Annotated in this window: 19 protein-coding genes; 6 read left to right on the top strand and 13 right to left on the bottom strand. The window is 37.3% G+C overall.

Going from position 1 to position 20,784, the window contains the following annotated elements; all coding sequences use genetic code 11:
• Positions 1 to 92: 92 nt before the first annotated feature.
• From H3T55_RS11845 to H3T55_RS11825, 5 genes are all read right to left on the bottom strand, one after another.
• Positions 93 to 683: an accessory gene regulator ArgB-like protein gene (locus H3T55_RS11845; protein WP_225534641.1), complete on the bottom strand. Its 591-nt coding sequence runs from the start codon at positions 681 to 683 to the stop codon at positions 93 to 95.
• 297 nt (positions 684 to 980) lie between these two features.
• Positions 981 to 1,313, bottom strand: coding sequence for a LytTR family DNA-binding domain-containing protein (locus tag H3T55_RS11840; protein WP_225534640.1), 333 nt, complete (start codon positions 1,311 to 1,313; stop codon positions 981 to 983).
• A 20-nt stretch (positions 1,314 to 1,333) separates the two neighbouring features.
• Positions 1,334 to 3,241 (bottom strand): ATP-binding cassette domain-containing protein, encoded by a 1,908-nt coding sequence (locus H3T55_RS11835; RefSeq protein ID WP_225534639.1) that lies wholly within the window; start codon positions 3,239 to 3,241, stop codon positions 1,334 to 1,336.
• A gap of 10 nt (positions 3,242 to 3,251) precedes the next feature.
• On the bottom strand, positions 3,252 to 5,165 hold the full coding sequence (locus H3T55_RS11830) for an ATP-binding cassette domain-containing protein (RefSeq protein ID WP_225534638.1): 1,914 nt from the start codon (positions 5,163 to 5,165) through the stop codon (positions 3,252 to 3,254).
• Positions 5,166 to 5,190: 25 nt separating this feature from the next.
• Positions 5,191 to 6,285 (bottom strand): M50 family metallopeptidase, encoded by a 1,095-nt coding sequence (locus tag H3T55_RS11825; RefSeq protein WP_225534637.1) that lies wholly within the window; start codon positions 6,283 to 6,285, stop codon positions 5,191 to 5,193.
• A gap of 247 nt (positions 6,286 to 6,532) precedes the next feature.
• Here H3T55_RS11825 and H3T55_RS11820 point away from each other — a divergent pair, with 247 nt between their 5' ends.
• A complete protein-coding gene (locus H3T55_RS11820) occupies positions 6,533 to 6,991 on the top strand; it encodes a hypothetical protein (RefSeq protein ID WP_225534636.1) in 459 nt (152 codons plus the stop codon).
• A gap of 560 nt (positions 6,992 to 7,551) precedes the next feature.
• Here H3T55_RS11820 and H3T55_RS11815 read toward each other — a convergent pair.
• From H3T55_RS11815 to H3T55_RS11800, 4 genes are all read right to left on the bottom strand, one after another.
• On the bottom strand, positions 7,552 to 7,887 hold the full coding sequence (locus H3T55_RS11815) for a winged helix-turn-helix transcriptional regulator (protein ID WP_225534635.1): 336 nt from the start codon (positions 7,885 to 7,887) through the stop codon (positions 7,552 to 7,554).
• Between the two features lie 29 nt (positions 7,888 to 7,916).
• Entirely contained in the window at positions 7,917 to 8,426 is a 510-nt protein-coding gene (locus H3T55_RS11810) for a YbhB/YbcL family Raf kinase inhibitor-like protein (RefSeq protein ID WP_225534634.1), read from the bottom strand.
• A 231-nt stretch (positions 8,427 to 8,657) separates the two neighbouring features.
• The gene (locus tag H3T55_RS11805) at positions 8,658 to 9,926 is read right to left on the bottom strand and encodes a RidA family protein (protein ID WP_225534633.1); all 1,269 of its coding nucleotides are present in this window, start codon (positions 9,924 to 9,926) and stop codon (positions 8,658 to 8,660) included.
• A 346-nt stretch (positions 9,927 to 10,272) separates the two neighbouring features.
• Complete coding sequence (locus H3T55_RS11800) at positions 10,273 to 10,815, bottom strand: helix-turn-helix domain-containing protein (protein WP_225534631.1); 543 nt, start codon at positions 10,813 to 10,815, stop codon at positions 10,273 to 10,275.
• Positions 10,816 to 11,163: 348 nt separating this feature from the next.
• Between H3T55_RS11800 and licT the strand changes: the two genes are divergently transcribed.
• From licT to H3T55_RS11780, 4 genes are all read left to right on the top strand, one after another.
• Positions 11,164 to 12,015: a BglG family transcription antiterminator LicT gene (gene licT, locus H3T55_RS11795; protein ID WP_225534629.1), complete on the top strand. Its 852-nt coding sequence runs from the start codon at positions 11,164 to 11,166 to the stop codon at positions 12,013 to 12,015.
• 136 nt (positions 12,016 to 12,151) lie between these two features.
• A complete protein-coding gene (locus H3T55_RS11790; protein ID WP_225534627.1) occupies positions 12,152 to 14,050 on the top strand; it encodes a beta-glucoside-specific PTS transporter subunit IIABC in 1,899 nt (632 codons plus the stop codon).
• A 100-nt stretch (positions 14,051 to 14,150) separates the two neighbouring features.
• On the top strand, positions 14,151 to 15,578 hold the full coding sequence (locus tag H3T55_RS11785; protein ID WP_087641932.1) for a glycoside hydrolase family 1 protein: 1,428 nt from the start codon (positions 14,151 to 14,153) through the stop codon (positions 15,576 to 15,578).
• 170 nt (positions 15,579 to 15,748) lie between these two features.
• Entirely contained in the window at positions 15,749 to 16,741 is a 993-nt protein-coding gene (locus H3T55_RS11780; protein ID WP_087641931.1) for a linear amide C-N hydrolase, read from the top strand.
• Between the two features lie 246 nt (positions 16,742 to 16,987).
• Here the strand turns inward: H3T55_RS11780 and H3T55_RS11775 are convergent, their stop codons facing one another.
• Positions 16,988 to 17,776 (bottom strand): LysR family transcriptional regulator, encoded by a 789-nt coding sequence (locus H3T55_RS11775; RefSeq protein WP_225534626.1) that lies wholly within the window; start codon positions 17,774 to 17,776, stop codon positions 16,988 to 16,990.
• A gap of 117 nt (positions 17,777 to 17,893) precedes the next feature.
• Here H3T55_RS11775 and H3T55_RS11770 point away from each other — a divergent pair, with 117 nt between their 5' ends.
• On the top strand, positions 17,894 to 18,409 hold the full coding sequence (locus H3T55_RS11770) for a DUF4865 family protein (protein ID WP_225534625.1): 516 nt from the start codon (positions 17,894 to 17,896) through the stop codon (positions 18,407 to 18,409).
• Between the two features lie 85 nt (positions 18,410 to 18,494).
• On the opposite strand, the gene H3T55_RS11765 is transcribed toward H3T55_RS11770, so the two are convergent.
• The 3 genes from H3T55_RS11765 to H3T55_RS11755 form a co-directional block, all read right to left on the bottom strand.
• A complete protein-coding gene (locus H3T55_RS11765; RefSeq protein WP_225534624.1) occupies positions 18,495 to 19,064 on the bottom strand; it encodes a YdeI/OmpD-associated family protein in 570 nt (189 codons plus the stop codon).
• Between the two features lie 20 nt (positions 19,065 to 19,084).
• Complete coding sequence (locus H3T55_RS11760; protein WP_225534623.1) at positions 19,085 to 20,005, bottom strand: helix-turn-helix transcriptional regulator; 921 nt, start codon at positions 20,003 to 20,005, stop codon at positions 19,085 to 19,087.
• Between the two features lie 79 nt (positions 20,006 to 20,084).
• Positions 20,085 to 20,582, bottom strand: a complete 498-nt coding sequence (locus tag H3T55_RS11755; RefSeq protein ID WP_225534622.1) for a DUF1456 family protein — start codon at positions 20,580 to 20,582, stop codon at positions 20,085 to 20,087.
• Positions 20,583 to 20,784 lie beyond the last annotated feature (202 nt).

The raw sequence follows: 20,784 nt of genomic DNA, 5'->3' as shown, positions 1-20,784 counted from the left end.
TAACTGGATAAGTCGGTTCATAGAAAAAAAAGGGACAGACATAGGTTGTATTCAACAAATATTTCTTTATCAATTTTTGGATACGCTTATTTTTAATCATTCTTTTGACCTCTTTTCATTAGTTGATAAAAGTATGGGTGAATCGTTATCGCTTCAATGCTTAAGCCTAATAGAATCAAAATCTGTAAATCTGCGGATGTACTTAAATAGGCAACAATCAATAAGACAGTGGTTACCGCCATAGCTTGCCATCTTAACTTTCTGAGCTGAAACCTGTCAGTGATCGTTTTTTTCTCAGTGCCTGCCGGAGCATATTTCCAAATAATTGCTAATAAAGCAATCGCAAATAGCATAAACGCTGGACTTTCGATACTGATTGGTAATGACTGTACAATTTTTGGAAGAAAAACAAAACCCACGACTGAAATAACCGTACACCCAATAGATGACTGTGCATGCCAACCACCAGCAAACATGCGGATAAAAAAATAAGAAAGATGAACGATGACTGTTGTGGAAATATTCTGAAAAATCAATGCAAAAAAATAAATCGTCATTACCTTCTCCAAATTGATCAACAAAACCTCTAAATTATACACTGCATAGGCCAATTCCTCAGGTGACAAAAAGTGATGACTTTTCAATTTCTTTTCGAGAAGAAATAATGATAGTGTATGATGCATGCTTCTCCCTCCTTTTGATAATTAAATTATACAAAAGAAAGGAAATCTTTTAGTAATTATATACCCTAAACGGTTCGATTTCCACCTTAAACAGCTTTTTTTGTAACAAAAGACCCGAAAAACATTACTTTTTTTATTTATGGCTAGAACAGAAGTGACTACTTCCGAAGAATTTGCTTCTGTTCCAGCTATTCCTTTGGTTACGAAAAACTTAGGTCAGCACTCTGTAGATTTCTCCATATAACAGACGAATCACTGTTATTCAGTTGTTCTCGATTCATCTGTTACTACTCTCTTTTATGAATATTCCAACCAGAAAAGCCGCATATTTTGATAAACTCGTCTAGAAATATTACATGTTTCTTTGGGATTTTCAAAAAATTGGACTTCTCTTTTCTTTTTGTCGATCCCCTTGATTGCTTTAGGATTGACTAGCGTTGTCCGGTGGCATCTAATTAATGCAGGATATTCTACTTCTAATTTATCCAATGAGCTGTATATGTAGTAACTATTTTTCAAAGCCACCACTTTTAACTTATGCGAATTTTCTGTTGTTTGGATATAAAGAAGCTCACTAAACGGAACCCAAATCGTTTCTTTCTGGTTATCAACTAATACACCTTGAACCATTGATGATCCTCCTTTCTCTATTACTCAAAACGCAATGCCTCTAAAGGAACTTTTTTACTTGCAGATCTTGCTGGGAAATAGGCTGCCAACACGCCAATAGCAATACTAAAGACTAATAAAATAAAGATAATCGCTAAATCAAAACTAAAGAAATGGAACTTGATTCCTTCAACTGCATGTTCAATCACTGTATTTAAGGCTTGAGAAATGCCCAATGCAGAAATTAAACCTAGCGTTCCACCTGCCAATCCAATCAATCCACCTTCAACAAGAAACAATCGTTGAACATTAATCGGGGTTGCCCCTAATGCTTTCATAATGCCGATTTCTTTGGTTCGTTCTGCAACACTGATATACAAAACAACACAAATCAATAATGTGGAAACGATCAATGAAATAGAGGAGAGTACAATCAATATACTTTTGGCAATGTTTAAATAATTTTTCATCGAAGCCAATGTATTATCGTCGGAAGAATAGTTCATTTCATTTACTTGCTTTATTAATGTATCTACGTTATTTAGGTTTTGAGGAACAATTGTAAAATAATTCGTCAAATTCTTGGTTGCTTCTTCCCCTTGCATTAATTGTTCGGCACTAACATAGGACATTTCTACACTAGCCTGATGCTGATCTTCATTCTTAAAAATTCCCGTGACTGTAAATTCAGTACTTTTCACAGGATAAACTGCTGTTGTGTCAGCTGTGATTAGTTGTGTCTTCACTATCAATTTTTTATTTAGCGCATCTGTCGGTTGCGTAAAAAGTTGTTTTGCTACGGATTTTGAAAGGGCAATCTCATCTGCATTCAATGGCGCTTTCCCCCAATCGACATAGTTTTCAGCAATCCCCTCTTCTTTAGGTGCAATATTGATTGCCTCTGCTTGAAATTGCTTTCCATCATAGTCTAATTGAGCACGGAAACGATTTGTCTCATAAACAAGAGCTACATCGTCAAGTCTTGCTAATTTCTGTCGGTCAGAAACAGGAGATAATTGCTTATCTTCACTTGAAACAACTAATGTATTTTCCCCCACTCTATCTGAAGCAATAGAATTCATTTGCTTGGTTAATCCAGCTACTAAAAACGTAATCATCAAAATGCCAAAGATCCCAACAGACGCACCTGATGCCGTAATAAAGGTTCGAGCTTTTCGCTTTTTCATATTGCTGCATGCCAGCTTAAGTGTAGAAAGAAGCGAAAAATCACGAATAGAAGAATTGTTTGTTTTTTGATTATGAACAGTTGTCACTTTTGACTGTTTGATTTCTTCAATTCTTCCATCTTTTAAATGGATCATTTGATCAGCAAGAGAGCGATATTTTTCTGAATGAGTAATAACGACAACTGTTTTCCCCAGCTCTTCACTGATCTCTTTTAGAACAGTCATTACTTCATCTGAATTTTTGCTATCTAAAGCACCTGTCGGCTCATCTGCTAATATTACTTCCGGGTCATTAGCTAACGCCCGTGCAATTGCGATACGCTGTTTTTGCCCACCGCTTAATTCTCCAGGCCTGTGTCGGCTATACTCTTCCATGTGAACCTTTTCTAAAAGAGCTTGGGCTTTTTCTCGTCTTTTTTTCTTTTCTACTCCGGCTAACATCAAACTGATTTCGACATTTTCTAATGCAGTCAGGTGATCCAAGAGATTGAAGGATTGAAAAATAAATCCTACATTCTTTTTTCGGAACTCTGCCCATTCTTTCTCTGAATATCTGGAAACATCTACTTCATCATAATAGATTTGGCCGCCGCTCGCTTGGTCGATTCCACCAATAATATTCAGCAAGGTCGACTTGCCGCTACCTGATTTTCCTATAATATAAGTTAACCCAGTAGTGATATCAAAAGATATATCTTTTAAAACTGTTACATTTTCATCCTTCAGTTGATAGCTTTTAGTTATATTTTTTATATAGATCATTTTCTCACCTCTATGGATTATTTAAAACGGAAACAATCGATGCTTTAGCAGCTTTTCTTGCAGGAACAAAAGAAACAATCATGCCTAAAATAACACTGAAAATCAACATACTAATAATCGTTCCGCCATTAAAATCAAGTAGTGCTGTCGTAAAGTTCAGTTTGCTTTTTAATACATGATTTGCACCTACGCCGATCACTAAACTCAAGACCACTCCTGCACATCCACCTAATAAGCTAATCATCGCTCCTTCAGTTACAAAGAGACGTCGGATATCACTTCTAGCTGCACCGATCGATTTCAATATACCAATTTCTTTTCTACGTTCAATAACACTGACATAGATGACAATAGCAATCATAATAGCTGCTACAACTAATGAAATACCGGCTACTAAGCCTAAGAAGACAAAAAGAATCGTGATATATTGTTTTCCCATCTCTGTATCTTCATCTGGTGTGACTGAAATATAGCCTTCTTTTTTTAGTGTTTTATTAGCCTTTTCGCTATCTGCCGTTGTATCAAAAAGTAAAATCATACCTGTTGCTTGATTTTTTGTTAAAGGAGAATCGTTCACCAACGATTCAGCTAATGGATGAGATACGTATGCCAAATTCAATAAGTCGACAATTTTCTTTCGAGTCACACCTGAGATCGTTACTTTTCTTTGAGAAGTCGGCATCATTTCACTTTTTGAAACCAACTGCGTAACTAACTCGATTTCTTTTCCTAAAGCCTTTTCTGCGCTGCCAAAAAATTGATCTGCAGTCTCTTCTGGGATCACTATCTCTGCGTTTTTCGTAGGCATTTGTCCAGATTTTAAAATCGTCTTATTATAAAGAGAGCTATTCTTTTTATCTAATGCTGTATACAAACTCATGCTTTTAACATTTTCCCCACTTTTCAAACTTGCCGAAAAAACATAATCTGTTATTACTTCTTTGACTCCTGGTTGTTTTGACAACTTTTCTTTGTTTTCCTCCGAAAGTAATTTATAGCCTGTTTTATTGACCATCAATAATTTATTGGTTTGATAGATGCTGAATTCATTTTCGATATAGTTATTCATTCCCAGACTAAAAAAAGCAATCAATAATACAGACATAATCCCTACTGAAGCACCCATAGCTGTCAGAAATGTTCTACTCTTTTTGCTATTGATATTGCGGAAGGCCATTTTGACAACTGCCGCTAGACTTAATCGTTTTTGCAGCAATTTCTTTTTCGTTAGTTGCATAGGTGGCTCAGAATCAGCCTGTGACCCTTGTATGATTTCTCCATCTGCTAGTTCAATAACTTGATCTGCAAGTTCCATGTAGTCTTGTGAATGGGTAACAATGATGACCAGCTTTCCTTGCTCTGAGATTTCTTTAAAAAGATGCATTACTTTATCTGCATTTTCTGAATCTAATGCTCCTGTCGGCTCATCTGCTAAAAGTACTTCCGGGTCATTTGCTAAGGAACGAGCAATTGCGACCCGTTGTTTTTGCCCACCGCTTAATTGGTTGGGAAAATAGTTTCTTTTATCCCACATATCTACTTTTTCCAATAATTCTTCGGCTTTAGCTATTTGCTCTTTTTCAGAATATTTTCCAAGCATCAAACTTAGTTTGACATTTTCTAAAATAGTTAAATGATCGATCAGATTGTATTGTTGAAAAACGATTCCTAATCTACTTTGTCGAATAGCCGCCCATTTTTTTTCGCTAAGCATCGCTGTATCTTCTCCAAATAGAAAATACTCTCCTTGATCGATTTTATCTAGACCGCCAATAATATTTAGCAAAGTCGATTTACCACTACCTGACTCTCCGATCAGATAAACGAGACCCGGCTTATTTAAGCTTAAATGGATATCTTTTAGCACAGGTACAGTTTTTTTATTTAATTTATAATTTTTAAAGACGGATCTAAACTTAATCATTGATACATTCACTTCTTTCTACTGTTTAATTTTCTCTACGTACTTTTACGATCATTTTGAATAAATAAAAAATCATTGCAAATCCGAGAATGCCTTGGAAAATGCTTAATCCTGTGGATAGTGCATTCCCACTTTCAAGCTTGATTCGAGAAATCCCAAGGATCATGCTAATGATCATCACAGACATGATCGAAAGATTCATAATGCCGTAAAACTTGATCAGTCCCGCTTTACTTTCTTCATATTTATTGAATAAAACATTATTTTTCTTGCCTAGGGCTAATTTGATCGATTTGTCATATAGGTTGGGAATGTTCAATAGTGTTGAAAAAATCCAATAACCATCTAGCTTTGTGATGGGCAAAAGATTCGATAGCATCATCAGCAAATTCCATCCGATAAATGTATTTAGTAAAGTGTTTGCTCCATTGATATTAACGGATACAATGACGGCTACAGCTGTAATGATCAACTGAACAAAAACACCAGCTAGTAAGGTTGCTAGCGTTTTTCTTTTTTCATTGAATTCCCTAATACCACTAACATCACAAAATAATGCTGGTGACCCGCATATGAACAGAAAGCCAATTTCTTTCACTTTTCCACCGTGATATTTACAAACTAATCCATGGCCTAATTCGTGGAAAAAGACTGTCAAAATCGTTCCTACATATAGTAAAAAGAGGTTTTTCGCTGTTATTTCAAAAGCCATGTTAGTGAAAATGATAGTGGAGTGTAAGGCAAGTAAGGCAACACCCGCTAGACAAATCACACTAACTACTGTAATGAGCATTCGATTGATGGTATTACTTTTTAGTACATGGTCAACAACCCATTGAAAGTATTTATCCGGATCGAATAATTTGATCCTATAATATAGCAGATTCTTTTTCTCTTCTTTTTTCTCCCCTAATACACCCAACTTCTCTAAAGATTCAATGAAACGTTCTATTTCAGCTTCTGAAACGTCATATCGTTCTGAGATTTCTTCCAAAGAGTGACCCGCCTGTAGTTCTGTTAAAACCTTCCCCTCGGAAAGGCCTAAGCGAAAATACTGATCTTCTTTTAGTACAACATAATGATCTTCTTTTTCTGTTATTTGTAAATCTGTCATTTCCATTTTTTCGTCCTCCTATGTTCTTGATACTCTTACTTTATCGAATCTAGTGAGCGAATAAGTCCGTGTTTCATAAACGGTAATCTTTCCGCCGTGAATGGTTCATTTTAAGCAGTTCACGATAGAAAGCTCACTGTTTAAAGAATAGAACGTATTTCCAGAATGAATTCACGTATAGTTATTGGTGTAGCAAGGATAACAAGTTCTAACTCGAAAAGATAAACCTAGAATTGAAAGGAAGAGCATTCATATGGAGATCAATGAATTCATCTACTTATACTTGATTACCTATGTCAAAGAGTCAAAAATCATGACAGAAGCTCTGGAAGAGATAACACAAGAAGAAACAGATACGGCTCGTTTATGTATGAAAGAAAAGCGTTCATTCACTCAATTAGCGGCGAAAGATTCTTTAAGTATCTATTTCATTTATATTCCGGATGTTGAAACGTTCTTACGTTTCAATAAAGAATTTTTGACTAGTGATAGACAGCCTCCCTTACACTTTATTGTTATCTGTTCGGAAATAACACATGAGCTCATGACTTTAAGTTACAAGTATAAAATAAGAGCATTAGCTTTTATTGACTCTGCAAACTCTACGTATACTTGTAAACGAGAAATCAAAGAGTGTATCGATTATGTTAGGACGATCCAAACACATTTAGAAAAAAGGAGGGAAATGTATTATGACTTTAGTTCAAATTGAAAAATATGAAACAGTAGCAGCTCCAGGGTTCTGGGCAAACGTTGTTGATTTCTGTCATGGTTTTATCGATGGTTTCAGAGGCTAATCCGTCTCGTTCATTATTCTAAAAAGGAGGACAAAACAATGATGCTAACTCAAGTTGAAAAATTCGAAACAGTAGCGGCTCCAGGATTTTGGGCAAACGTGGCAGATTTTTGCCATGGTTTCATCGATGGATTTAGACGTTAATCACTTATTTTGATTCATTAAAAAGGAGGGACTCACATGACATTAAAACAAATTGAAAAATATGAAGAAGTTGCAGCTCCAGGCATTTGGTACAATATTGGCTACGCTGTAGGATCATTTGTTGGCTCTTTCTTCTAATCATCTTTGCAATTATTTCAATAGATCTTTAGAAAGGAGAATATAATCATGACTTTATCTCGTATTGAAAAATATGAAGAAGTTGCAGCACCGGGTATTTGGTACAATATTGGCTATGCTGTAGGATCGTTTGTTGGATCTTTCTTCTAAAAACACATAAAAAAGAGCTGGCTTAAATCGCCAACTCTTTTTGCTTATTTTTCACAACTATCTTTCCCTGTAAACGACAATCCAATGTTCTGCAGTATCGTCAATGCTTTCAGTAATTCCAAACCGAGTTCATCACTCAAACAATATTCTACTTTTAGCGGATAACCTTGAAATTCAGTTTTAGCAACAAAGCCGCATTCAATCAATTCAGCTAATTGCTGTAGCAGCATTTTTTCACTGACATTTTCAATATCTCTATGCAGCTGTGACAAACTTGTCGGCCCTAAACGTAAACGCCAGAGAATGATCGTTTTCCATTTTCCTCGCAGCATATCTGTAACGACTTCGATCGGACAAATATAGTCTTCACGTATTTTCATCTTTATCTGCTCCCTCCACTAAAACAGAGCTAGTCAAGTTTTCTATATTTTCCTTCAAGTGTGGCACTTGCTAAAATATGCTCTTTGATTTTGTGATGCCATTCATTCAGCATAAAGCCATTTTCGATATCTAAAAGAGCGTCTAATGCAAAGACAGTCAAGGTATAGACATGATCTTGATCAGGTGGAGTCATTCCGCCATACATTGATGTCAGCTTTTTCTCTTTTCCACCTACAAATTGACTATGCCAACTATTGACACCTTGGACAAAATCTACTGCGTCAATACTCTCGTTTTCTTTGACTTCCTTTTTTGTCAGATTTGCGATCGTCCAGTGAATCCAAGGAAAACCATTTGTCACAGCAAAGGCATCTACATCGTATAAAATCGCCGCAAAAGAAACTGTATCTTCCGGTGCATCTTCAATTTTAAAGGGAATCGAGTAAGTTGGCATATCCCCCTGCTCCACACTTGGACTATTTCCTCCAAAAATATCTAAAAAGTAACCATCTTTAAGTCCTTTACTACTGATCTTCATATTCACACGACTCCTTTTGATTTACTATTTTTTCATTGTAGAGGATAATCAGTACTTTGTATATTACTTACTTTTTAGTAAGTATATTATATTTTCTCTTCAACGATCCTCTGATTCAACATGAGATTTATTCCGTACAGTAGTATAAACCCGTGAGCTTACTGTATAAAAGTCTTCACGGGTTTATCTATATAAATCATTGTTATTATAGTAAGCATCTTACTCTAAGGTTCAAACGATCGGCGGTGTTCCTTCCGCATTTCCAGCAATAGCATCGATCTGAATCAACGCACCTGTTGGCAACTCAGTTACACCGATCACTTTTCTTGCTGGAGTACCTTTTGAGAAGAAAGTTTTATACACTTCATCTACGGCATTCATATCTTCTAAATCTTTAACGAAAATATTCACTTTGACCATGTCCTCCAGTGTATGATCCACACTTTCAATAATCGCTTTGATGTTCTCTAAGCATTGTTTCGTTTGCTCTTTTATTCCACCTGTTACAAGAGTATTGGTTTTTGGATCGATCGGTAATTGCGCGGACAAATGATTGTAATGTGAAAAGGCGACCGTTTGTGTTGAGAAGGGGCACTTCGGTGCTTTGTCAGTATTATTTGCTTCTATAATAAGCCCATGTCGATCCTCGATTGCTTGAGGCGGCGTTCCATCACCATGTGAAACTACAGCTTCGATTTGAACCTCAGCCCCCATTGGTAAATCAGCAGCTGCAATCACTGTTCGTGCAGGAAGATAGGCTACGGAGCGCGCAATAGCCGAATCAGGGAAAAAGGTAGCATAAACTTTATTTACGGCTTCCATTTTCGATAAGTCTTTCAAGTAAATATTGATTTTAACGATATCATCAAATGGAACATCGATGCTTTCCAGGATAGCTTTGATATTTTTCAAGCATTGACCTGTTTGTTTTTTCACACAACCAGCAACGACTCTCCCAGTTTTTGGATCGATCGGCAGTTGAGCGGATAGATTATTATAATGAGAAAATGCAACTGTTTGACTTGCTAACGGATGGACCGGTGCATTGGCTGTCTCATTTGTAAGCTTAATTAAATCACCAGCTTGCGGTGCATTCGGGATCGTTCCTTCTCCATTTGAAACTAGTGCTTCGATTTGTACCAATGCGTTTTGTGGTAAGTCGGCAACTGCAACGACTGTTTTTGACGGATGATAGCTTTTAAAAAATGATGCATAGACTTCATCTACTGCATCACAGTCTTGTATGTTTTTGACAAAAATAGTGACCCTGACGATATCACTCATTCTATGATCGATACTCTCAACGATCGACTGAATATTTTTAAAACACTGCTCAGCTTGTTTGCTGATTCCGCCAGCTACTAGCTTACCGGATTCGGGATCGATTGGTAACTGCGCAGATAGATTGTTGTAGTGAGAAAAAGCAACCGACTGTGCTGCAAGGGCATTTTGCGGTGCATTCTCCGTATTTCTTGCTAGTACTGCATTTTCATTGCTCATTGTTTCATTCCTCTTTTCTTTTAGATACTTTTAAACGAAAATAGTCTGTCTCCAAATATTTTTGTTAACGCTTTCAAAATAAGCATTAAAAATAAATCAGAGCTTGATCACTTTCATTTTCCTGCTTTTATAAAATCATGACAAATTGATAAAAATCATATCACTCATTTTAGTCTACAATAATAGCGCTAACATTTCAATAAGGGATTCCTAAATTTATTTTTCTTTGTGTAGAAAAGATATGCATTTGCCTTTATCATCTCAACTATGCTCTCAAAAAACTATGCTGCCAGCTTAACACGTTTTGGCAGCATAGTTTTCTTTCTCTAACAGATCTTCTCAAGTATTATTTTTTTAATATATGGTTCAGTGTTATCTGTGCATATTCATTGGATTTGAGAACACGGATTTCACCATGATATAGTTTCTTTAATCGGTCTAAGAATCTTTCGGCCGCCGGAGTCACAAGAATAAACTCTACTTGAACGTTTGAAAGTACATTTTCTAATTCCTTAAAGGTCACAGCACGCCAGTCATACTGAGGATATTTTTGTGCTAAATTCGCAAGAAAATCTCTCGTTCCATAGTCTTGTGCCTCCATCCCCCAAGTTGTATCTTCAGATGGTTTGTAGTTTTGTACTAGTAACAATGCTTTTTTCATTGCTGTTCCCTCCATTTCCTTTTTACTTCCCGTATTTTTAATTAATTGATCCAGTGTAATGTCAAGTTTTTGACTAAGCTGAACGAGGTACTCGATACTTGGCATACTTTTATCCAACTCCCATTTAGAAATCGTTTGTCTTGATACGTGTAATTGCTCCGCTAACTCTGCTTGAGTCATATGCTTTATTTTTCGATAAGCTTGAATGTTGGCCCCAATAGTTATCATCTCGTCCCCTCCTGTTCTAACCATAGCGTTTTTTGATCCATAAGAAAAGAAGAACTCTTATTTTCTTGTCACTTTTTCGTTGCTAAAAGCAATTTTTGAAAAGCAACGTATCGTTGCCTGAGATTCCTCCAGCTTTTTAGACAAAATAAAGTTGTTCATGTTCAGAATGTATGAAACTTATTTTCTTCTAATCATTTCCTTAAACAAACCATTGACAGCGCTTTCTCTATATTGTATATTTGCATTGTAAGTAGGATAGTGATTATTAAGTTAAGCTAAACCTAAACAATGCCTGAAAAGGGCTTGTTTAGGTTTTTTCTATTTCATAGGAGTAAGGGGGATACTGCTTTGGAAATTCTAAAAATTCTGAATAATAATGTTGTCATCGTCACAAACGAAGAACATGAAGAAGTTATTTTGATGGGTAATGGACTGGGTTTTCAGATGAAGGCCGGTGCACAAGTAAATGAAGAAAAAGTTGAAAAAGTATTCAAATTAGAAAATCAAGTGGAACCAGAGCAGATCGAAAAAGTTTTCTCTGAAATTCCAGAAGAAATCATCAGTATCTCCTACGAAATTGTTTCCTATGCGACTCGAACATTAGATAAAAAACTAAATGAGATCGCTTTTATCGCTATTGCCGATCATCTCCATTCCGCAATCCAGCGTGAAAAAAATAATATTCAAGTAAAAAACTTCTTGTTATGGGACATTAAACGCTTTTTCCCGAAGGAGCTAAAAATCGCTCGAAAAGCGATCCAGATCGTCAATCAAAAACTAGCAGTCAACTTGACTGATGATGAAGCTGGCTTTTTAGCACTTCATATCACAAATGCCGGCATCGACAACAGTCATGAAGATGCAGTCAGTTTAACACAGTTGATCGAAGAAATTTTAACAGTGATCAAATACACACTAAAAATCAACTTTGTTGAAAATGATATTTACTTCCAACGATTTATCACCCATCTCAAATTTTTCTCAGAGCGGGTCTTAAAAAGTAATGCATTGGAAAAAGAAGAAAATCAAGTCGAAAATGAGCTGTTTCTACTCGTGACTAACCAATATCCTGAAGCTTTTGAGGTAACAAAAAAAGTCGCAGAACTTCTTAAAACAAGACGCAATTATACTATTTCAAAAGATGAACAAGTTTACATTACGATTCACCTTGCGCGAATTATTGAAAAAACCAGAGATTAAGAGATATTTCTCTTAAGATAAATACTTTAAAGAAAAGGAGCATCGGAAAATCCCCCGTCTTTGGAAAGGACATGGATCGTGACATTCAGTTGGCGAGACCTCTAAATTAAACAAAAAAACATTTGGAGGAAAGAAAATGGGCAAATATGAAGAATTAGCAAAAAACATTGTAAAAGAAGTTGGTGGAAAAGAAAACGTCAATTCACTAACAAACTGTATCACACGTCTACGCTTCAAGCTAAAAGATGAAAGTAAAGCAAACACCGAAGTTCTAAAAAATATGGATGGTGTCGTAACGGTCATGCAGGCTGGCGGACAATATCAAGTCGTTATCGGGAATCATGTACCTGATGTACGTAAAGATGTTGATGCAGTCTTGGGCATTTTAGAACCTGTTGCAGATGAAGGACCTAAAGGCAATTTATTTGATCGATTCGTCGATATGATTTCTGGTATTTTTCAACCTATTCTTGCGCCTTTATCCGCTGCCGGTATGCTAAAAGGGGTCAATGCGATCCTTGCCTTTGCTTTAGGCTCTAGTTTCTCTGGAAGCTCGACATACGCTGTATTCAACGCGATGGGCGATGGGTTATTCTTATTCCTACCGATCTTTATTGGCTACACAGCAATGAAAAAATTTGGCGGCTCACCATTCTTAGGAATGATGATCGCATCCAGTTTGGTTTATACAGGATTTATTGACGGTTCCGCAACTGCAACGTTTGCAGAAGCGGGCGGACTGAATTTCTTTGGGATCCCGTTTTCGATCCCCGCTGCAGGATACGGCTCAACAGTAATGCCGATCATCGCTGCCACAGCGTTCAGTGCCTTTCTTGAAAAACAATTACGGAAAATCATTCCGGATGTTGTTAAATTATTCTTGGTACCGTTTTTCACTGCATTGATCGCGATTCCTTTGACTTTCTTAGTGATCGGTCCAATTATGAATGTCGTAGCAGATGGCTTAGGAAATGGGTTATTAGCTGTTCAAGATTTCAACCCAATCATTTTCGGCGCGATCGTCGGGTTTACTTGGCAGATTTTGGTTATGTTCGGTATGCACTGGGCATTGATTCCGTTTGTGATCATTTCATTATCTCAAGGAACACCAACTTCACTATTGACAGGATCAGGAAGTGTATCCTTTGCGCAAACAGGTGCAGTGCTTGCTGTTATGTTGAAAACGAAAAACCTACGACTAAAAGAACTATCGATCCCAGCCTTCATTTCAGGGATCTTCGGTGTAACTGAGCCTGCGATCTACGGGATCACTTTACCGAAAAAGAAACCTTTCTGGGCATCTTGTATCGTTGGTGGTGTGATCGGAGCGATCGCAATGGGCTTAGGAATTGAAGCGTATCAAATGGGTGGTCTTGGTATCTTTAGATATACTGGTACGATCGCACCTGATGGAAATATGAAATATGCGATCTACAGCATGATCTTAGATGCTGTTGCGTTGGCAGCTGGTTTTGGTTTAGCTTGGATCTTAGGATTCAAAGACGACGAACCAACTGTTCAATTATCAAAAGAAGAAGCAAAATTAGCTGCAACTGGTAAAAAAAAGAAATTAGGTAAAGATGAAGTATTTTCACCACTTGAAGGAAAAGTATTGCCATTAAGCGAAGCAAGAGATGCTGCCTTTTCTGAAGGTATCATGGGCAAAGGGGTAGTTATCGAACCTGCCCGCGGTGAAATCGTTGCCCCATTTGATGGAACGATCATGACTCTATTCCCGACAAAACATGCCATTGGTTTGATATCAGATAATGGAACTGAAGTCTTGATCCATATTGGGATCGACACGGTTCAGCTTGAAGGCAAAGGCTTTGAATCTTTCGTAGAACAAAATGCAACTGTTAAAAAAGGAGACAAATTAGTCACATTTGATATTGAAGCAATCGAAGCTGCTGGTTACAGCACACAGGTGCCGATCATCATAACCAACACACCTGATTACGCAGATGTGATCCCGACTTCCGAAACAGCTGTGAAACAAGGAGATATTCTCATTACAGCAGTTATTTCGAACTAGCAGTGCTTTAAATGAAATTGCGGGAAATGAACAAACTCATCCTCCCGCAATTTTTTCTTTTCAACTAAAATACATTTAACCAACGAAGGAGCAGACATTCATGACATTTCCAAAAAATTTTCTATGGGGCGGCGCAACGGCTGCTAATCAATGTGAAGGAGCTTGGAATGTAGATGGAAAAGGTGATTCCATCAACGATCACAATCGGGCTGGAAGCAGAACCGCAGGAACCCGCAGAACGTTTGATTTGACGATCGATACAGAAAAATATTATTATCCGAGTCATACTGGGATCGATTTTTATCACCATTATAAAGAAGACATTGCTTTATTCGCTGAAATGGGCTTCAAAGTGTACCGTTTATCGATTGCCTGGACACGGATTTTCCCAAATGGCGATGAGGAAACACCAAATGAAGCTGGATTACAATTTTATGATGATGTTTTCGATGAACTTGCAAAATATGGCATTGAGCCGCTTGTAACGATTTCCCACTTTGAGCTGCCGTTTCATTTGGGTAAAGAATATGATGGCTTTTTAGATAAACGCACGATCGGTTTTTATGAACGCTATGCAACGACTTTGTTCAATCGCTATAAAGACAAAGTGAAATATTGGCTGACCTTCAATGAAATCAATTTTGGTACAATGGAACATGGGTTACGGATCAGCGGTCTATTCAATCGGGAATATACAGAAACAGAACAGTATCAAGCGCTACATAATGTCTTTCTAGCATCCGCTAAAGCAGTAAGCGCTGGACATAAAATCAATCCAGACTTTAAAATCGGCTGTATGTTGGCTTACATCACTATGTATCCCAAAACCTGCCGCCCTGAAGATGTACTGAAAACACAACAAATCAATGACAAATTCAATTATTTCTGTGGTGATGTGCAAGTAAAAGGAAAATATCCTTACTTTATGAAACGCTACTTTGAAAAAAACAATATCCAAGTAGAGATCACTGAAGAAGATCAGCAGATCCTTCAAGCTGGAACTGTCGATTACTATACATTTAGTTATTACATGACAACTTGTATCGCTGACGACTTAGATCAGCGTGATGACAAATCCGGCGGGAATCTTTTCGGAGGTGTCTCAAACGAATATTTACCAAGCAGCGACTGGGGTTGGCAGATCGATCCCATCGGATTACGCTATACACTGAATCAAATTTACTCTCGCTATGAGATTCCTTTGATGGTAGTGGAAAATGGTCTTGGCGCTTTCGATGAAGTAGAAGCAGATGGTTCGATCAATGATGATTATCGAATCGATTATTTCAAACAGCATATCATCGAAATGGATAAGGCGATCGAAGATGGTGTAGACTTGATCGGCTATACGCCGTGGGGCTGTATCGATTTGATCAGTGCGGGAACTGGAGAAATGAGCAAGCGTTATGGATTTATTTACGTTGATCGTGACGATGAAGGAAACGGTACTTTAGCGAGAAGTCGTAAAAACTCTTTCTATTGGTACAAACAAGTAATTGAATCGAACGGCGAAAACCTTTCTAATTAACGAAAAAATTGAATAACTAAAAAAAACTGTAAAATCATTTAGCCTTTCTAATAGATTTTACAGTTTTTAGTTTAATAAATGCTTAATACTATAGTCTTTTGTTTGTCTCTGTCATAAAAGTACGTTAAAATTTTAAAAAGAGAACATTTATAAAAGAGGGAGAGATTTCCATGTGTACAAGTATCACGATGACGACTGATGAGCAAGATGTTTTATTGGCTCGAACAATGGATTTTGGTGTAGTTTTAGAAGCAGAGCCAACATTTATTCCTAGAAAAAAGTTTGTTTTTAATAATGATGACAGTGATAATCATAAAAATGACTATGCCTTCGTAGGAATGGCGCGACAAGAAAATGACGCCTTCATCTTCGCGGATGGTTTAAATGAAAAAGGCTTGTCTTGTGCAACTCTTTATTTTTCAGGTTATGCCGACTATAATGATCAAGCACATGATAAAACATATCCCTTAGCCCCACATGATGTTGTTCCATTTTTACTCTCTTCTTGCGCAACAGTTCGAGAAGCTGCAGAAGTGATGGAAAATGCCCAAATTGAAAACATTCCATTAGACTTTCTTGAGACTGTTTTACCTCTTCATTGGGTCGTTACTGATGCCTCAGGTCAAAGCATCGTGATCGAATATATTGATGAAATCCTGCAAATCCATGATAATACAGTCGGTGTGATGACTAATAGCCCGGACTATCTATGGCATGTGACAAATCTTAGAAACTATATCGGTCTTTCAACGACTCAAAAAACAGAATTTCAATTGCAAAATATCATCATGAGACCTTTCGGCGAAGGCGCTGGCTCTTTCGGCCTTCCAGGTGATTTTACATCACCCTCACGTTTTATTCGGGCAGCCTTTCTGAAATCTTGTTTACAAGAGGTCGAATCAGAAGTAGACGCAGTAACCGCTGCATTCCATGTTCTTTCCAACGTGAGTGTTCCAAAAGGGCTCGTACAAACAACAGATTCTTATGATTATACCCAATATACATCGATCATGATGAATAGTTCATTGAAATATTACTATAAAACATACAATAACCAACGTATTCGCTGTATTGATCTAACCGCTGAAGACTTCGATGCGCCAAACGGAAAAATCTGGTCAAGTTCAGATACTGAAGATATTTTATATCGCAATAAAAAATAATCGTAGGAAAGTGACTGGGACAAAATTTTGCGAGTCAAATTCTGGACACACGTACTCCAGATAAACGGTGAGAGCAGAAGCAATCCCACTACGTTGAACTCCGATCTCATCAAATGCTAAGGGCTAAAGCCCTAAGCTTTGAAGGTCGGAAATAAGAAAGAATTCACAAAAATTTGGAAAACAATTTTCGTGAATTCTTTCTTATTTTTCGGGATTAAACACTTTTGTCTCAACCTTTTTTTCTGTCTATAAAAGTTTAAACCCTTTATTTAACGGCATTTCTTGCGTAGTATACACGTAAATTATGCCTTGTTTCTGCACTTGATTCGGTAATACCTGGAGCTTTTCATTCGAATCCACTAGTTTTTTCGGTAAAATCGCAGCTGCTTTATTCGTTTCAAGCATCGTTACCATAATATCCAAGGTATCGATTTCAATAACAGATGCTTCTATTTTGTTCTGTTTTTTCAGGATCTCCAAGGTTGCGTTTCTATATGGGCAATCTTTTTCTCTGCTAATAAGAATTTTATTTTCAAACAGTTCCGTATTATTCCTCTTCGCTTGCGTCCATACTAACTTTTCTTTGATTCTCTGAACTTCCTTTAGTTTCTGATCGTTTATCTTTTTATTTACGAGTATGAAATCGATCATACTTGCTTTTAATTTTTGAACCAAATCAGCCGTTGGTTTCGTAAAAATCGAGAGGCTCTCATCAAAAATATAGCGCTGTAAATAATTCTGAGCGACCGCCTGTGTGCCGCCGACTCGTACCTGTCTTTTATCCAAGCAAAAGGCTTCTTCCATTTCTGAAACCGTTGCTAAAATTCGTGTCGTATAGTCCAAAAATCGTTCACCATCTTCAGTCAACGCCATCCCGCGATTTGTCCTATGAAACAATTTTCTTCCAAGCTGATTCTCCAAGCGAACCATTCTTTTGCTCACTGTTGATTGCACATAATTCAGCTTTTCTGCAGCTTTGATCGTTGATTTTAATTGCGCAACTTCGTTAAAGATTTTAAGGTCATTTGTCTCCATGATATCCCCCATCCATATGTCTATTCCAATATGGAATAACCACGATGCTATTTTACCATTATACACTTAGGGTTTCCCTTTGTATAATGAACTCACACAGAAAGGACGTGCAAATCTATGAATGCTATGCAATATAAAATCACCTTACCAAACGATTACGATATGAAGATCATCAGACAAAGAATCACCGATAATGGTCACAAAACAGATCACTTTCCTGGCTTATTATTTAAAGCCTACCTGATCATCGATACACCAACCAAAAAGGAATACACTCCTTTTTATATTTGGAATGACGCTAAGGGAATGAATCAGTTCATTTTTGAGGGATTCTACGATAATATTTTAGCTTCATTTGGCTGGCAACACATCGCTGTCGCTGTTCCACTTAAAATCGAACGATCAGCAATGTTTGCTCAAGCCGCATATGTACTTGAAATTGAGCATCCGATTCAACCAGCAGAACACATGATAGCGCCAGACTTTTCTCTCGAAGCTGAGGATTGCTTAGGAAAAGTTCTAGTGTATAACCCAGATAAATGGAGGTATGTTGAATTTTATTTCTTTGCACAGACTCCAGAAGACTTCACAGATAGCGAGACAGTTTATGAACTGCTTCATCTATCGGAGTAACATGTCCATAGAAAAAGCAGTTCTTCTATTCGACAATTAGATGCTCTTTTGCATAACTGTTGAATGGCAGTTTAATTCAAACACTTTATTCCAACAAACGGCCCTCATCATGCCAAGCACCATACATCCTGTTCGCTCGAGTATTTTCGATCAATTTAGTTAAACGCTTTTCGAATATTTCTGGCTGTACTTCTTTATACCCTTGAAGCGTGTCGATCCGAATACGGCGATACAATTCAGGGAAAGCCAAAAAATTCTGATAGACGATCGCCTCTTCTTTTAAACGCATTTCAACTTCTTCATCGATTTTAAACGAAGCAGGAGCCATGTTCGGCAAAACTTTTCGTCCTTGTTCCGTCATCTGGCCCAAACGTTCCAGACGGCGGACCCTTTCTTTATTTAATTCGGTCCACGAACTTTTAGGTCCTCTAGGTGACAAACGCTGAGCTGTTTGAGTCTCAGATGCTTTCTTTTTGATCCCATCGATCCAGCCGAAGCATAATGCTTCCTCTACCGCATCTAAATACTGGATTTTATTGGGTTCAGGTTTGACACTTACGATCACCCAGCAATATTTTTGAGTAGTGCTGTTTTCTTGCAGCCACGCCCTTAACTCTTGTCTCGTTGTCACTGGTAATAGATTATCGATCTCCATTGATATCACTTCCTCCTAACTCAATCATCGTAGGTTTGCGCCAACTTAGCGATTTCCTGTTGATGTAGTAATCGTAATTCTTTGGGTGCAAGCACCTTCACCCCATGACCAAACATCAATAAAAATGGCAGAATCGTTTTTTGTTGATTGGCATATATGCTCACTTCTATATGTGTATCTACTATTTGGATTTCAGCCTCTGTATAATAATCATATAACTTCCCTAGATCTTCTTTTGGAAACTGTAATCGAATAGCGCTGCCTGGATGTTCTTTTTGCTTTTCTCTTGAAGAATCAACTAAAGTAAACAGCTCTTTTTGAAGAACCAACTGTCGAATTCGAGTGATTTTAAAATACCTGAACGCCCCTCGTTTTTCACAAAAAGAATAGACATACCAACTACCATTATTCAATATCACTTCATAAGGATGAATGAGCCGCTTCGTGTGTTCTCCTTTATTGTCTATATAATCGACCAATAACTTCTGTTTGTTTTTCAGAGCCAAATTGATTTGATTGATTTTTTGTTTCGTCTCAAGCTCGATTTCTGGACGGTGCATCGTTGGAGATTCAAAGGAAAAATGCGGTATTACTTTATCCGTATTCGCTGTTTTTTGAACGAGTTCGATTTTTTCTTTGATCGTCGTTTGCTGATCAAAAATCCCAAATAGACCTTCTTTGACATCCAAAGCTTCTAAGATTGCTTGCTTTTCTTCACCGCTGTAGGTATATGTCCGCAGCTTGAATGACTCCATCAATGAAAAACCGCCGTTGCGACCCGAATGAGAAATAATAGGAAAGCCAGCTAGCTCGATCGTTTCAATATCTCTGAAAATCGTTCGCTTTGTTACGCTAAAACGCTCTGCCAGTTGAGCCGTTGAAATACGTTCATTTTCTAACAGCAATACGATGATCGCTAAGATTCGTTCGATCTTTTTCATCGTGTCCTCCTCACATTAACTATTGTAGAAAAAAAGATAAAACCAGCTGTTGATGACCAGTTCTATCCTTAATACCTTATTATAAATCACGATACTTGATCGCCAAACCTTTTAGGAAATTTCTGGCATAACGGTCTTTACATTCTTTATAGTTTCGGTGCCCTTCTTTTCTGAGGATCGCACTCAATTCACTATCAGAAGCGTAAACTCCAGCCAAACGCAAAACATCCAGCATATCATCACTGGTCAATGCCAAAGCAATTTTGACTTTTTTCAGCATCACATTATTCACATTACGCTGGCTTGTGATCAAAAATGTCGGTTTAGGTGCAACGCCATTTTTAACAGGCGGTGTTCCTCTTTTGTATGTGATCAATCCATTCAAGAAAATTTCTAGTGTACGATCATCACAAACAGCATCCCGCGGCAGGTCATCCGCTTCCTCTTGCTTCGTTAGCAACACACGTAGTTCCTCTTTTGTAACATCAAGACCGCCTAATTTAAAAATCTTGATCATATCTGTATCTTTGATATCTAATGCATAACGCAGTCGAATCAGTATATCATTATTATTCATGCTTTCCCTCCAGAAACTGTTTCTTCGTCTCTTTAGTATAAAGGTTTCTTTTGGAGAATGCATTAATTTGTTTAGGATTTTAGCTGGATTCTTTTAATAAATGAAAAGAACCATCCAAAGATGATTCTTTCGGCAGAATAAGTCTTAATCTTTTTCTATAGTAGGTTTTCCAATACCATCAAGTTTAATCGTAAAAAAGCTA

Source organism: Enterococcus sp. S22(2020) (assembly GCF_020295385.1).
Classification (GTDB): Bacteria; Bacillota; Bacilli; order Lactobacillales; family Enterococcaceae; genus Enterococcus_L; species Enterococcus_L dunnyi.
Note: the sequence above shows the minus strand (reverse complement) of the source record. Positions and strands in the feature narration are given on the sequence as shown.

Bases quoted from the DNA above. Each gene is read 5' to 3' on its own strand.
- H3T55_RS11775 (WP_225534626.1), bottom strand. From the start codon at position 17,776: ATGGAGACAAATGACCTTAAAATCTTTAACGAAGTTGCGCAATTAAAA.
- H3T55_RS11840 (WP_225534640.1), bottom strand. From the start codon at position 1,313: ATGGTTCAAGGTGTATTAGTTGATAACCAGAAAGAAACGATTTGGGTT.
- H3T55_RS11765 (WP_225534624.1), bottom strand. From the start codon at position 19,064: ATGGAGATCGATAATCTATTACCAGTGACAACGAGACAAGAGTTAAGG.
- H3T55_RS11815 (WP_225534635.1), bottom strand. From the start codon at position 7,887: ATGAAAATACGTGAAGACTATATTTGTCCGATCGAAGTCGTTACAGAT.
- H3T55_RS11810 (WP_225534634.1), bottom strand. From the start codon at position 8,426: ATGAAGATCAGTAGTAAAGGACTTAAAGATGGTTACTTTTTAGATATT.
- H3T55_RS11835 (WP_225534639.1), bottom strand. From the start codon at position 3,241: ATGATCTATATAAAAAATATAACTAAAAGCTATCAACTGAAGGATGAA.
- H3T55_RS11825 (WP_225534637.1), bottom strand. From the start codon at position 6,285: ATGGAAATGACAGATTTACAAATAACAGAAAAAGAAGATCATTATGTT.
- H3T55_RS11780 (WP_087641931.1), top strand. From the start codon at position 15,749: ATGTGTACAAGTATCACGATGACGACTGATGAGCAAGATGTTTTATTG.
- H3T55_RS11845 (WP_225534641.1), bottom strand. From the start codon at position 683: ATGCATCATACACTATCATTATTTCTTCTCGAAAAGAAATTGAAAAGT.
- H3T55_RS11805 (WP_225534633.1), bottom strand. From the start codon at position 9,926: ATGAGCAATGAAAATGCAGTACTAGCAAGAAATACGGAGAATGCACCG.
- H3T55_RS11785 (WP_087641932.1), top strand. From the start codon at position 14,151: ATGACATTTCCAAAAAATTTTCTATGGGGCGGCGCAACGGCTGCTAAT.
- H3T55_RS11770 (WP_225534625.1), top strand. From the start codon at position 17,894: ATGAATGCTATGCAATATAAAATCACCTTACCAAACGATTACGATATG.
- H3T55_RS11800 (WP_225534631.1), bottom strand. From the start codon at position 10,815: ATGATAACTATTGGGGCCAACATTCAAGCTTATCGAAAAATAAAGCAT.
- H3T55_RS11760 (WP_225534623.1), bottom strand. From the start codon at position 20,005: ATGAAAAAGATCGAACGAATCTTAGCGATCATCGTATTGCTGTTAGAA.
- H3T55_RS11820 (WP_225534636.1), top strand. From the start codon at position 6,533: ATGGAGATCAATGAATTCATCTACTTATACTTGATTACCTATGTCAAA.
- H3T55_RS11830 (WP_225534638.1), bottom strand. From the start codon at position 5,165: ATGATTAAGTTTAGATCCGTCTTTAAAAATTATAAATTAAATAAAAAA.
- H3T55_RS11755 (WP_225534622.1), bottom strand. From the start codon at position 20,582: ATGAATAATAATGATATACTGATTCGACTGCGTTATGCATTAGATATC.
- H3T55_RS11790 (WP_225534627.1), top strand. From the start codon at position 12,152: ATGGGCAAATATGAAGAATTAGCAAAAAACATTGTAAAAGAAGTTGGT.